The sequence below is a fragment of the Mycobacterium sp. 141 genome (assembly GCF_000382405.1).
GTDB lineage: Bacteria > Actinomycetota > Actinomycetes > Mycobacteriales > Mycobacteriaceae > Mycobacterium.
The window spans coordinates 33,415-45,519 of sequence record NZ_KB908267.1; the positions used below are offsets into that span (position 1 = coordinate 33,415).

Here is a 12,105-nt window from a genome sequence, read left to right on the forward strand (position 1 = left end):
CAGGCGCAGCGAGCGGCCGACCTGTCAGTCGATGTTCAGGGCCATCGCCATACAATCGAGGCGCCACAGGCTCTCAAACAGCTCAAGACCGAATCTCTCGGCCGTCGCCGAGTCGTGCGGCCCTCCCGCCACGCCGGCAGCAATCTCACGGATCGTGCGACGCCCGTCGACGCGTTGCACCAGCGACAGCTGGGCCGGCCCGAGTCTCGTCTGTCCACCCGGCCGGACAATTTCGGCCCCCGAAAGATGGCATCGCATCCGCATCACCGGAACGTAGTCGAGGGCGGCGGGCGTGGAAAAATCGATGGTGTAGCGCTCCTTTGGCCGATCGGGACGGCACCCGACGAAGAAGTGACACCCGTTGAAGGTCTGGAGTCGCTCCATCACCGACCAGAGCTTGGGCTTGGGCAATGCGTCGAGCGCCTTGTGGAGTTCGTTCGTCGAGGTGCGGGAATCGTGCGGGTAGTACGGTGAATTCATCAGCCAGGTCTGAAATACCAGCCCCGACGAGTCGAGCAGGTCGATGCAGTCCGCGACGGTGTAACTGCGATCGCGGCCGTGCAGAAATGTATCCACCACTCCGGCGTCGTAGCGCAGATCGGTCGCCGCGTTCAGATAGCCGCGCGCCAGGTGCTGCGCCGGCAACGACGAGAGCGTCTGTTTGACCATCCGCACCGACGCGTCGTCCTGGCCCAGCTCCAGGTCGTGAAAGACCGATTGCAGCAGTTCAACTCCGATCCGGCCGTACTTTGCATACAGCATGACGGCAATCGCACCGTCGCGGCGCACGCAATCGGCCAGCGTCCTCATGCCCACCAGCGGATCCGCGAGGTGATGCAACACGCCGGTCGACACCACCAGATCGAAGTCGCGGCCCAGACTGGACAGCTCCTCGATCGGAAGCAGATACAACTCCAGGTTCTTCAGCCCGTACTTGCCCTTCAGATAGTGCTGATGGTCCAGTGATGGCCGACTGATATCGACCGCCACCACCCGGGCGGCGGGGTTTGTGTAGGCAAAGACTGCCGCCTGATTGGTGCCGCAACCCGCGATCAGAATATCCAGATCCGGCCGGTACTCCCGGTCCGGCCACAGAATGCGGTGCGCATGAATCGGGTCGAACCACTGCCAGTTGTCCTCGAGCCAAGCCTCCAGATCCTCTATCGGCTCGGGATAGGCCCACCGCTCATACTGGCGGGAGACAACATCGGTGCGTGGATCCTCACTCATGACTGGAATTACTCCTTGACGGCTCAATAACTTTCGCTATCCCAACGGGAAGCGCTCGTAAGGTGAAGCCTACTTTGTGGCCGGGCCTGTCACCTGCACGTCACATCGACCATCCGGCGCTGATCACCCGGGCCGCCGGTCTTCTGATAGACCAGCCAGCGCATCTCGATCGGGCAGTCCGCACGCTCCACGTCGAATAAGTCCAGACCACTGACCCACTCCGCATACCAACTCGTGGGTGGCCAATGAGCCGGGGCCAGGTGGGCCTTCTCGTATTCGTAAACCGAGTCGTCCGCAACCAATTCAAGAGACAAACCGGCTGCGGCAGCTGATATCTCGGCGCGCGTGAAGATACTTGTGTACGTCTGCTGGCCGAGTTCACGCGCGGCGGCGTCGGGAACGTAACCGTCGCGCGCCACGAAAGCGTTGAACACCAAGCGTCCGCCGGGCGCCAGGCACTGGGCGGCGAGTTCGAACACACCGCGCAGCTGCCGGGTCGTCCGGAAATCCGACACCACCTCGGAGAGCAGAATCAGCTGATAGTTTCGCCGCAGATCGTCGATGGTCTCGAAGACATCACGCGTGATGACGCGGACATCGAGTAATTCCCTTGCGGCATCGTGTCGAATCATTTCGGCGAACTTCGGGGTCAGTTCCACGACGTCCATGGGGTGGCCGCGCCTCGCCAACGCCAGGGCGTTGCGCCCCGTCCCCGCGCCGATATCGAGTACCGGACAGCTTCGAGGTTGCGGTGCTTCGCACGCCAGGGCCCACACGCGAGCATCTGGTTGCGTCCCGAACAGAGGTGGCTGACGCGTGCTGAGCCAATTGTCGTAGGTGCTCTCGAGCGTCTGCCACTGCGCTTTGACGTGATAATTCAAGACCGTACCGACGGGGGCGTCGAACGAGATCGTGATGGTCGAACGTGGTGACGCCGCGTAGGCTTCTGCCAATTGCCCCTCGAGTATCACCTTGAGGTCAGCGAGCTGTTCGGCCGTGAACCTGCGCCCCACGCCGCCAAAGACACTGTCGCACATCGCCACATACTCGTCGACCATGCTGGGAACGGCAGGCAAGGTGATCTCACCCGTGACCAACGAGCGGCGGTACAAGCGTCGCGCCAAGGCTTCACGCAGCAGTGCAGGATCGGCTGACACACACGGCGGATTCTCCATGCGATCTCTTTACACCACGCAACGTGCTCCTGCCAGGCGAACAGCCTAGACGTGTTGAGCAGCACCACCGTAATTCGCGACCATCCCGATGTCCCGATGTGTTGGCAACACAGCGTAAACCGAATTACAGCACGGGAACTTGCATTTATCGCAACCAATCTGATCCCCGAAATATGAGGCTCTTACTCCGACTACCGCTGACAGACGCTCAGACGGCAAACTCGAAAGAGGACTGAAGCTGGGTAGACTCGCAGCAGAAAGGCTTGTGGTACTGGATGATTGCGGATCGCAGGCCATCATGCTGGGACCCGCTTTGGGCCCAGGACACCGATCGAGCTGCAGCCTCAGCCGCTATCATCGTCACATGTCGGATTCACATGACGATGTTCGCGCCCATTCTGATGAGATGTCTGCCGAGGAGACGCCGCGGCGAGAGGTGTCTCGGTCGGCGGTGCAGATTGCGCCACAAGGAATGTCCCGCTGGATAGCGCCCGCCGCACTGGTGATTGCGTTGGTTGCCGTCGCCGTTGCCATATGGTCAGCGGTCACCCCCTCATCAGGCGGCGCTGGAGCCGCGAACCTTTCCGGCGATCCGAAAACGCGTGTGTGCACCGCTTTCGACGTGGTCAGCAAGGCAGTGCCGTTGCAAACGCACATGAGCTTGGGCCCTGACCCGGTGGCGCAGGCGGCCGTGGCGGCCAACTCCCGCTTGGCGCTTTTCGGTGGCGGTCAATACCTGTTGAACAGTCTCGATGGTGCAACGCCGGGATCGCTTGCCGACCCCGTTCGGTCATTCGCCACCTCGCTACAAGAAATCGGAATCAATGCTCTGGCCGGAGTGCAGAACACTGATCCTGCTCAGTCCACGCGGCTCGTCGAAGCGGATCACACCAGGCAGCAGATCGTCGACATGTGCAAGTAGGTATGCGTCACGTCCGCCTGTCTCAGCCCTGCAGTTCGCAGATCACCACCGGAATATCACGAGTCGTCCGCTTCTGATAGTTCGCGTAGCCCTTGTAGGCGGTGACGATCTTCGGCCACAGCTCGGCTTTCTCATCGGCACTTGCGGTGCGGGCGTGTACCTTTCGACGTTCGCCGTTGATTACCAACTCGGCGTCGGGGTGCGCCCGCAGGTTCCGATACCAGTCGGGATCGCGGTCGTCACCGCCCTTCGAGGCGACCAGCACGATACGGTTGGCGTCGTGCACGGGGGCGGTCAGATAGCAGGACCGCGGCTGGCCCGACTTGCGGCCCGTCGTGTGAAGCTCGACCAAAGGCATCCCGAAAGGTCTGGCCAGCAGCCGTTTCCCGCTGACTGTGAGGACAAACCGGTGCGCAAGATTCATCAACTTGGCGCTACCGTCTTTCAGTGCATTGGTGTTCATCGCTGCTCTCATTCTGATGTAGGAGCCGAAATTGCCTGGACTGAGATGGGCACCGGCAAGTGCAGGGCGAGCTGAGCTTCAGTGATGACGTCGAGCTGAACAGTCTTGAGCGGCTTGAGCGAGCGTAGGTCGTCAGCCATGCGGCCGTGCCCGATATCGAGCTCGATGTTGCGCGGGAGCCGGGTGGTTCCCGTCGAGAGCACGTTGGTCTGGCTCAACGTCGAGTGCCACGCGCCGGCGATAGTTGTGTACGAGGTGAGTGTGGAAACATGTTCCCCCGTCGAATATCTGGTCTGCGCGGGCGTTGCCGCCGAGAGCGCGACGTCGGTTTCACCGTCGGCATTGGCAACCCGCGCGGTCGTTCGACGATCGTCGATGTCGACATCGAGTTCGGTTACCCATTTGGGAAATCCGTAACCGTCGTGGCCACGGACCTGGGCAATGTCGGTGTTGACCGGCAGGGACAACACATAGGTGTGGAGGTGATCGTTGCCGAGGCCAGTCAGCAGGTCCACGAATCCGGGTCCCCCGTGGCGGGCGGGCCTGACGGCGACCCCGATTGCCGCCTCTGTGTAGAAGTCGATATCGCACACGTCGTAACGGAAGAACATTGCCGACACCAAGCCGAGACCCGGAGCGATCTCCAACGGCACCAACTCTTTTGGCAGCCGCGCGCGGATGGCCCTGGCCGGCGCGACCATCGTGAGCCGGGCCGTCGAGATGCGGTGGTAGAAGTTCGGCGTCAGGGTGGGGCCGATCGGAGACTCGACACGGGTCTTGGGCAACTTCCGAAAGAAGTCGACGCCGCTGACACGCGGGTCGCTGGCCACTTCGTCGAGATCGGTGTCCATCCGGTACCGGTCGTACAGGCCGCTTTTCGGCACGGTGACCACCCGGCTACCCAGCTTGACCTCGACGGTGTCCTGATCGGTGGATGACATTCAGCGCCAGCTCCTTTGTTACATGTGCGCAGTGCTCATATAGGGGATGACCCCGGTCAAACCGTGGCGCCCCGGTGTCAGCGGTGCCCACATCGTGTAAGCACCGCTAACACTAAGGGGGAATGTAAGCGGTGTCAACACTTGGTACCGTGACACCGTGTCGTCGGCCGCTCGCTATCACCACGGGGATCTACCCAGGGCACTGGTGAATGCCGCCATGGAGCTGCTCGAGGAGGGCGGCGCGGCGGAGCTGTCATTGCGGGCTGCGGCGCGGCGGGCCGGCGTCTCCACTGCGGCGCCCTACCGGCATTTCGCCGATCGCAATGCCCTGCTGTCGGAAGTGGCGGCGGTGGGTTATCGCGAGTTGGCCGCAGAACTCGTGGCGGCCCACCCAGCGCCGAAAAAGCCCGAAGATCTCGCCGCCATCGCCGTGGCTTACGTGCGGTTCGCATTGGCGCGCCCGGGGCTCTTCCGCGTGATGTTCGCCGAGCAATGTGATTCCTCACACGCCGAACGGGTGGCAGCGGTGGAAGCCATCCGGGATTATCTCAACTCCATTGTGCAGCAGGCTTTTCCGTCAGCCGATCCGGACGCGATGGCGATCGCCTTGTGGGGGCTCGTGCATGGCCTGGCGTTCCTGCACCTGGACGGGAAGTTCGACACGTCATCCGCTCAGGGTGTTGCGGACCGCGTCCGTGGCGCGGTACTGGCGACCGTCAAAGCGGCAGAACTCGGCGACACCTGAGTCGCAGTTGCCGCCCGGCTGCATGCAATCAGCTTGCGCACAGCGAACTGCCAGATATCACAGGCTATTTCGATCTCCGACTTGATGCGTGTGATATCAGTCTGCTCTGCGACGCCTTCCAGGCTCATCCCCTGGTATCTGCTCCCTCGGCACTACGCGCGGATTGTCGGCTCCATCCGAGCGATAATCCCCGGCCCGTTCGATAAACCGACCATATGGCCGAACAATCGCCTCGTGCGGGTGACGGTCCTGCTAGCGGTGTGCTCCTGACTGATCGACGCGTATGGGAGCCCCCGTGCCCAGGTGGCTCACCACGTAGTCGGCCGCCTGATCGGTCATCCCGTTGTCGGCGTACATGTTGTGCGCGCCGTTGTCGTTGCCGGTCGGCGAGCACACGGGATCCTCGGGAATACACAGGTCCAACGTCTTTGGTGCGTACTGTGCACCAACCTGGATCGGTGGTGCGCCCGTGTAGATCATCTGCAGGAACCCGCTCGACGGCTTGCCGAGCAGCGCAACCGCGGCGACGTGGCTGGCCACCGAAGCCGGCATCGGCCCGGTGAGGCCCGGCGGCAGCGCGTACCCGGCCGGGACGGAGTCTTCCGTGATGTACGCCGCGACGGCGGCGCCTTGCGAGTACCCGCCCAGCACCACCTTGGTGTTCGGGCACGCTGTGGCCGTATCGCGGACTTTGTTGCCCGCGTCGACCACGCCGTCGGCCGCAGTCGCAAAATCAAGTGACGCAGGGTAGTTGACGGCATACACGTCGATGGACTCGCCGGGAGCCTTCGCACGCAGAGAATCGACGAACGCCTGTCCGACACGTCCCACGCCCGGAGGTTCGAACGTGCCCCGCGCGAACACCACCTGCACGTCAGGACACTCTTGGGCGGACGCGGGGCTTGCGACGGCGAGCGGCCCCGCGACCGCAAGTGCTGCAGCAGCTACGGCTATCAGGTGACTATCAATATGGTTCATCTCGACTGCCCCAACCTCAGACCTCTGGAGGCGTCACTGCCTCCCAATCCATGCAGAGCACATACCCAGGAATCTCCCACCCGAATCGCCGGGGCGGTGATCGGCGATATGGACGTTCAGTCCATGCGGCCCGCGTCCAACACCCGCAGCACCGCCGTTCCCGCTTCATCGGACGCTTCGAGGTCCACCTCGACCTCGAAACCCCAGTCCCGATCGCCTGCCGGGTCGTCGAGAATCTGCCGCACCCGCCACCTACCGGGTTGACGGTCGAAGATCAACATCGCGGGGCCGCGTGCGTCCGGACCGGTGCCCACATCGGGATGTTCGGCGAAGTACGCGGCGCCTACCTCTTCCCATCGCTGCGCCGGCCATCCCACGTCACCGTCCAGCTCACCGAGCTCCTCCCAGCGTCGCCGGGCGAACAGCTCTACCCGACGGAACAGCGCATTGCGGACCATCGCGGTGAAGGCGCGTTCGTTGCCGGTCAGAGGCCGTGGTCGCGTGGGTGTCGCGACGGGGACGTCGTGTGGCTGGTCGGGGTCGGTGAGCTGCTCCCACTCATCGAGCAGGCTCGAATCTACCTGGCGGACAAGCTCGCCGAGCCATTCGACGATATCGACGACGTCCTCGGTGCGTGCGGCAGCGGGGACACCGGAACGCAGGGCCTTGAACGCGTCGGACAGGTAGCGCAGCACCGCACCCTCCGAACGGGTCAGCCCGTAACCGCTGACGAACTCCCGGAAGGTCATCGCGCGTTCCCACATCTCGCGCACGATCGACTTGGGGGACAGCCGGCCGTCCGCGGCCCACGGGTTCGTGCGCAGATATACGTCGAAGGCGTGGTTGAGCAGTTCTTCGAGCGGCTTGGGATAAGTGACGTCGTCGAGCAGCTCGATCCGTTCGTCGTACTCGATGCCGTCGGCCTTCATCTGTGCGACGGCTTCGCCGCGCGCCTTGTTCAACTGGGCACCCAGGATCTGGCGCGGGTCCTCCAGCGTCGCCTCGATCACCGAAACCACGTCCAGCGCATAGGTTTCGACTGCGGGATCGAGCAGGTCGATCGCGGCGAGCGCGAACGTCGACAACGGCTGGTTCAGTGCGAAGTCGGGCGGTAGGTCCATGGTCAGCCGATAACGCCTACCGTCGGCGTCGGGTACGTCGAGCCGCTCGAGCACGCCCGCCTGCAGCAGCGAACGGGCGATGCCGACGGCCTCCCGGATCAGCCGAAGCTGCCGCTTGCGCGGCTCGTGGTTGTCGGTGAGCAGTCGGCGCATCGCCGCGAATGGATCGCCTGGACGATCCACGACGTCAAGGATCATCGCCGTAGACACCCGCATGTTGCTCGTCAGCGCCTCCGGGGCGGCGGCGATCAATCGGTTCATGGTGGCCTCGCTCCACGGCACCATGCCTTCGGGGACCTTGCGGCGCACCAGCTTTCGGCGCTTCTTCGGGTCGTTGGCGACCTTGGCGAACTGCTTGAGGTTCTCCACCTCATGGTCGGGCGCTTGAACGACGACGGTGCCGACGGTGTCGTAGCCCGCCCGGCCGGCCCGGCCCGCGATCTGGTGGAATTCGCGGGCGCTGAGCAGCCGGGTGCGGGTGCCGTCGTACTTCGACAACGCCGAGAACACCACGGTCCGGATCGGCACGTTGATACCGACGCCGAGGGTGTCGGTGCCGCAGATGACCTTGAGCAGGCCGGCCTGCGCGAGCTGCTCCACCAGCCGCCGGTACTTCGGCAGCATCCCGGCGTGGTGCACCCCGATGCCGTGCCGCACCAGCCGGGACAGTGTCGACCCGAATGCCGAGGTGAAGCGGAAACCGCCGATGGCCGAGGCGATCGCGGCTTTCTCCTCCTTGGTGCTGACGTTGACGCTCATGAGCGCCTGCGCGCGTTCCAGTGCCGAGGCCTGGGTGAAGTGCACGACGTAGATGGGGGCCTGCTTGGTGTCGAGCAGATCTTGGATGGTCTCGTGCATCGGCGTCGTCGCATACGAGTAGAACAGCGGCACCGGTCTCTCCGCGCCCGCGACCAACGCCGTAGGGCGCCCGGTGCGTCGGGTGAGGTCCTCGCGCAGGAACGTGACGTCGCCGAGCGTGGCCGACATCAACAGGAACTGGGCCCGCGGCAACTCCAGCAGCGGGACCTGCCACGCCCAGCCGCGGTCGGGATCGCCGTAGAAGTGGAACTCGTCCATCACCACGAGGCCGATGTCGGCCTGCGCACCCTCCCGCAGCGCGATGTTGGCGAGCACTTCTGCGGTGCACGCGATGATCGGTGCGTCGGAGTTGACCGCGGCGTCGCCGGTGAGCATGCCGACGTTCACCGCACCGAACACGTCGCACAGGGCGAAGAATTTCTCACTGACCAAGGCTTTGATCGGCGCGGTGTAGTAGCTGCGGCCCCCTAAAGCGAGCGTGGCGTACAGCGCGCCGGTCGCGACGAGCGACTTGCCCGACCCGGTCGGGGTGGCGAGCACCACGTTGGCGCCGCTGACCAGTTCGATCAACGCTTCTTCCTGCGCCGGGTAGAGCACGGTGCCGTTGGCCTCGGCCCAGGCGGCGAAGTCGGTGAACAGCGCGTCGGGGCTGGAACTGCGGGCGCGCAGCGCGGACAAGTCGCCGGGGTCGTCGAGCAGCGCAGCAGTCATCGGGCGGGGGCGGTGGGAGTGGCCATTGTGGTGACCAGCGTGCCTGACCGGTGCCCGGCCATTCCGGTAGGGGCCGTCACTCGTCCTCGCCGAGCGAGTCATGGAGGAACTCGCCGCCGTGAACCGCAGCGAGCAGCGATCCTTCGGCGGAACGATTGGCGATGAACAGCATCTCGTCACCGGCCTCAAGCACTTCTTCGGGCCGCGGCAAGATGACGTGCCGGCCCCGGATCACCGTCACCAAGGCGGTATTCGACGGTAGATCCAGCTGATCGACCCGTTGCCCGACGAGCGGGTTGGCTTCGGGCAGAGTCAGCTTCGTCAGCTCCGACCTTCCGCCTCGCAGCTTCATCAGCCGCACGAGGTGGCCCACGTCGATGGCGCCCTCGACACCGGCGACCAACGCGCCCGGAGTCGACACCGCGACGTCGATACCCCACTGGGGACCGAACAGCCACTGGCTGCGAACATCGTTGATGCGGGCCACCACGCGGTGCACCCCGAACTCGGTCTTGGCAAGCAGGCCGACGACCAGATTGGCCCGGTCGTCACCCGTCGCCGCGATCAGCACGTCGCACGTCTGGATCCCGGCCTCCTCCAGCGTGGTGAGCTCGCACGCATCGGCCAACAACCAGTCCGCACCTGCGGCGGTTTCAGGTTCGAACTGGCGCCGATCGTGCTCGATCAACAAGACCTTGTGGCCGTTACCGAGCAATTCTTGCGCCACTGATCGTCCTACGTTGCCTGCCCCTGCGATCGCGATTCGCATCTTCCGTTCCGCCACTCAGTCATCTTTGCGTACAGACCGGCGATCGCTGCAGACTTCGCTACTGATTTACTTTCACGTTGATGAGCTTGCAACAGCTGTACCTGGCCCTCTTGATCGGGGGCCTCGTGCTGCTCGCGAGCATCATCGGCACGCGCGTCGCGACGCGCGTGGGGTTCCCCAGCCTGTTGCTGTTCCTGTTGGTCGGCGTCGTTCTCGGTGAGGACGGGCTGGGGCTGAACTTCGACAACGTCGAACTCGCCAGGAACGTCTGTACCGCAGCACTCGCGGTGATCCTCGTCGAAGGCGGTTTGACGACACGGTACTCCGACATTCGCAAAGTGCTGGCGCCGGCGGCGTCGCTGGCCACTGTCGGTGTGCTGATCAGCACGGTGGTGACGGCGGTGGGTGCCCACGTGCTGCTGCGCATGGATTGGCAGCTCGCCCTGTTACTCGGGGCGATCGTGGCGTCTACCGACGCGGCAGCGGTGTTCTCCGTCCTGCGCGTACTGCCGCTGCCCCGGCGCCTGGCAGGCTTGCTCGAGGCGGAATCCGGGTTCAACGATGCCCCCGCGGTGATCCTCGTGCTCATGTTCAGCGTGGTGCCCTTCGTACTGGAACCCGAGGGTGCGTTCACCGATCTGGTGTATGAACTGTTGGTCGGTATCGCGCTCGGCCTGGCGGTGGGACTTCTGGGTGCGATCGCTCTACGCCGCATCGCGCTGCCCGCGTCAGGGCTGTACCCGATCGCGACGTTCGGGCTGGGACTCGTCGCGTTCGCCGCCAGCGGCAGCGCCCACGCCAGCGGGTTCATCGCGGCTTATCTCGCCGCGGTCGTGCTCGCCAATTCAGGATTGCCGCACAGGTCGGCGACGCGGTCGTTCGCCGAGGGGGTCGGCTGGCTGGCGCAGATCGGCCTGTTCGTGCTTCTCGGGCTGCTGGTCAACCCGCATGAACTGGGACCCGACGTGATCCCGGCCATCATCATCGGCCTCGTCCTGCTACTGGTCGCCCGTCCGATCTCGGTACTGGGATCGCTGATCGGATTCCGTATCCCCCTGCGCGAGCAGCTGTTTCTGTCATGGGCAGGGCTACGCGGCGCGGTGCCGATCGTGCTGGCCACCTTTCCGATCGTGGTAGGGGTGACCGACAGTCACCGCCTGCTCAACATCGTGTTCGTGCTGGTGGTGATCTTCACCCTGGTCCAGGGCCCCAGCCTGCGTTTCGTTGCTCAACGGCTGGGCCTGGTGACCTCCGAATCCGCTCGGGAGATCCAGGTCGAAGCTGCGCCACTGGATGTCCTCGACGCCGAGCTGCTCACCATGACGGTGCAGCCGTCGTCGCGTCTGCAGAACGTCACGATCCTCGAACTGCGGCTGCCGCGCCCTGCGGTGATCACGTTGATCATCCGGGACGGCCACACTTTCGTTCCGCTGCCCGATACGCGCATCGAGGTCGGCGACGAGCTCCTCATCGTCACCACGAGCAAGGTCCGGCCCACCACCGAAGCGCGGCTGCGGGCCGTCAGTCGCCGAGGCAAGCTGGCGTACTGGTTCGACGAATACGGTCAGCTGGACTGAGTGCGTGTCGCAGGGCAGGCGTCAGACGCGTTGCTTGAGGTGGCGTGACGCCCACTGGGCGCCGAGGCGTATCAAACCGGACCGCTGATAGCTGACATGCGCGTCGAAATCCCGGCCGAGCGAGCAGACGGGGTCGTTGGTGTTGCACAGGTCTGCGGTTCTGGCGCCGAAGTCGGGGCTCATCCGGGTCAGCGGCTGGCCGAGACGCGCCGACGGATTACCGAAGACGACGATCGAGGCGATCCGCGGGACGACGGCGGCCGGCAGCGGCGCGGCGTAGCCCAGGCCACCGACGGGTGAGGTGGCGACGACATCGACGACGGCCGCGCCCTGCGAATAACCCCCGAGCACGATCTGCGTCTTCGGGCATTGGGACGCGGTGTTCTGCGCATGCCTGCTCATGTCGGTAGCGCCGGCCGCGGCCTTGAGGAAGTCCCACGATGCGGGGTACTGGACCGCGTAGCTGCTGACCGTCGACCCCCGCACCATGGGACGTAACGCATCCACGAAGGCCTGCCCGACGGCACCGATGCCCGGGGGCTCGTCGGTGCCCCGCGCGAAAATGACCTCGACGTCGGAGCACTTCGGGGCCGCGGAGGCCGTCGGCGTCGTGACCGCGACGGTGACTGTGGTCATCACGGCGACAGCGAGCGC

General features: G+C 64.6%; 11 protein-coding genes. 3 read left to right on the plus strand and 8 right to left on the minus strand.

Features of this window, described 5'->3' with window-relative positions; genetic code table 11:
* Nucleotides 1-24 precede the first annotated feature (24 nt).
* Nucleotides 25-1,230: a bifunctional 2-polyprenyl-6-hydroxyphenol methylase/3-demethylubiquinol 3-O-methyltransferase UbiG gene (locus tag H276_RS0116380; protein ID WP_019972383.1), complete on the minus strand. Its 1,206-nt coding sequence runs from the start codon at nt 1,228-1,230 to the stop codon at nt 25-27.
* Nucleotides 1,231-1,319: 89 nt separating this feature from the next.
* The gene (locus tag H276_RS0116385) at nt 1,320-2,405 is read right to left on the minus strand and encodes a class I SAM-dependent methyltransferase (protein ID WP_019972384.1); all 1,086 of its coding nucleotides are present in this window, start codon (nt 2,403-2,405) and stop codon (nt 1,320-1,322) included.
* A 451-nt stretch (nt 2,406-2,856) separates the two neighbouring features.
* Between H276_RS0116385 and H276_RS0116395 the strand changes: the two genes are divergently transcribed.
* On the plus strand, nt 2,857-3,327 hold the full coding sequence (locus tag H276_RS0116395; RefSeq protein WP_231376698.1) for a hypothetical protein: 471 nt from the start codon (nt 2,857-2,859) through the stop codon (nt 3,325-3,327).
* A gap of 22 nt (nt 3,328-3,349) precedes the next feature.
* Here H276_RS0116395 and H276_RS0116400 read toward each other — a convergent pair whose 3' ends face one another.
* Both H276_RS0116400 and H276_RS0116405 read right to left on the minus strand, forming a co-directional pair.
* Nucleotides 3,350-3,790, minus strand: a complete 441-nt coding sequence (locus tag H276_RS0116400) for a nitroreductase family deazaflavin-dependent oxidoreductase (protein ID WP_019972387.1) — start codon at nt 3,788-3,790, stop codon at nt 3,350-3,352.
* Nucleotides 3,791-3,798: 8 nt separating this feature from the next.
* Nucleotides 3,799-4,731, minus strand: a complete 933-nt coding sequence (locus H276_RS0116405; protein ID WP_019972388.1) for an acetoacetate decarboxylase family protein — start codon at nt 4,729-4,731, stop codon at nt 3,799-3,801.
* A 157-nt stretch (nt 4,732-4,888) separates the two neighbouring features.
* Between H276_RS0116405 and H276_RS0116410 the strand changes: the two genes are divergently transcribed.
* Nucleotides 4,889-5,476, plus strand: a complete 588-nt coding sequence (locus H276_RS0116410; protein ID WP_026357080.1) for a TetR/AcrR family transcriptional regulator — start codon at nt 4,889-4,891, stop codon at nt 5,474-5,476.
* Nucleotides 5,477-5,728: 252 nt separating this feature from the next.
* Here H276_RS0116410 and H276_RS0116415 read toward each other — a convergent pair whose 3' ends face one another.
* From H276_RS0116415 to H276_RS0116425, 3 genes are all read right to left on the minus strand, one after another.
* Nucleotides 5,729-6,454, minus strand: coding sequence for a cutinase family protein (locus H276_RS0116415; RefSeq protein WP_036461229.1), 726 nt, complete (start codon nt 6,452-6,454; stop codon nt 5,729-5,731).
* Nucleotides 6,455-6,570: 116 nt separating this feature from the next.
* Complete coding sequence (locus H276_RS0116420) at nt 6,571-9,105, minus strand: RNA helicase (protein ID WP_019972391.1); 2,535 nt, start codon at nt 9,103-9,105, stop codon at nt 6,571-6,573.
* A gap of 76 nt (nt 9,106-9,181) precedes the next feature.
* Entirely contained in the window at nt 9,182-9,874 is a 693-nt protein-coding gene (locus tag H276_RS0116425) for a TrkA family potassium uptake protein (RefSeq protein WP_026357081.1), read from the minus strand.
* Between the two features lie 80 nt (nt 9,875-9,954).
* Between H276_RS0116425 and H276_RS0116430 the strand changes: the two genes are divergently transcribed.
* Entirely contained in the window at nt 9,955-11,451 is a 1,497-nt protein-coding gene (locus tag H276_RS0116430) for a potassium/proton antiporter (protein WP_019972393.1), read from the plus strand.
* 21 nt (nt 11,452-11,472) lie between these two features.
* Here the strand turns inward: H276_RS0116430 and H276_RS0116435 are convergent, their stop codons facing one another.
* On the minus strand, nt 11,473-12,087 hold the full coding sequence (locus H276_RS0116435; RefSeq protein ID WP_036461238.1) for a cutinase family protein: 615 nt from the start codon (nt 12,085-12,087) through the stop codon (nt 11,473-11,475).
* Nucleotides 12,088-12,105: the final 18 nt, after the last annotated feature.

Bases quoted from the DNA above. Each gene is read 5' to 3' on its own strand.
- H276_RS0116425 (WP_026357081.1), bottom strand. From the start codon at position 9,874: ATGCGAATCGCGATCGCAGGGGCAGGCAACGTAGGACGATCAGTGGCG.
- H276_RS0116435 (WP_036461238.1), bottom strand. From the start codon at position 12,087: ATGACCACAGTCACCGTCGCGGTCACGACGCCGACGGCCTCCGCGGCC.
- H276_RS0116415 (WP_036461229.1), bottom strand. From the start codon at position 6,454: ATGAACCATATTGATAGTCACCTGATAGCCGTAGCTGCTGCAGCACTT.
- H276_RS0116430 (WP_019972393.1), top strand. From the start codon at position 9,955: ATGAGCTTGCAACAGCTGTACCTGGCCCTCTTGATCGGGGGCCTCGTG.
- H276_RS0116400 (WP_019972387.1), bottom strand. From the start codon at position 3,790: ATGAACACCAATGCACTGAAAGACGGTAGCGCCAAGTTGATGAATCTT.
- H276_RS0116385 (WP_019972384.1), bottom strand. From the start codon at position 2,405: ATGGAGAATCCGCCGTGTGTGTCAGCCGATCCTGCACTGCTGCGTGAA.
- H276_RS0116405 (WP_019972388.1), bottom strand. From the start codon at position 4,731: ATGTCATCCACCGATCAGGACACCGTCGAGGTCAAGCTGGGTAGCCGG.
- H276_RS0116380 (WP_019972383.1), bottom strand. From the start codon at position 1,230: ATGAGTGAGGATCCACGCACCGATGTTGTCTCCCGCCAGTATGAGCGG.
- H276_RS0116420 (WP_019972391.1), bottom strand. From the start codon at position 9,105: ATGACTGCTGCGCTGCTCGACGACCCCGGCGACTTGTCCGCGCTGCGC.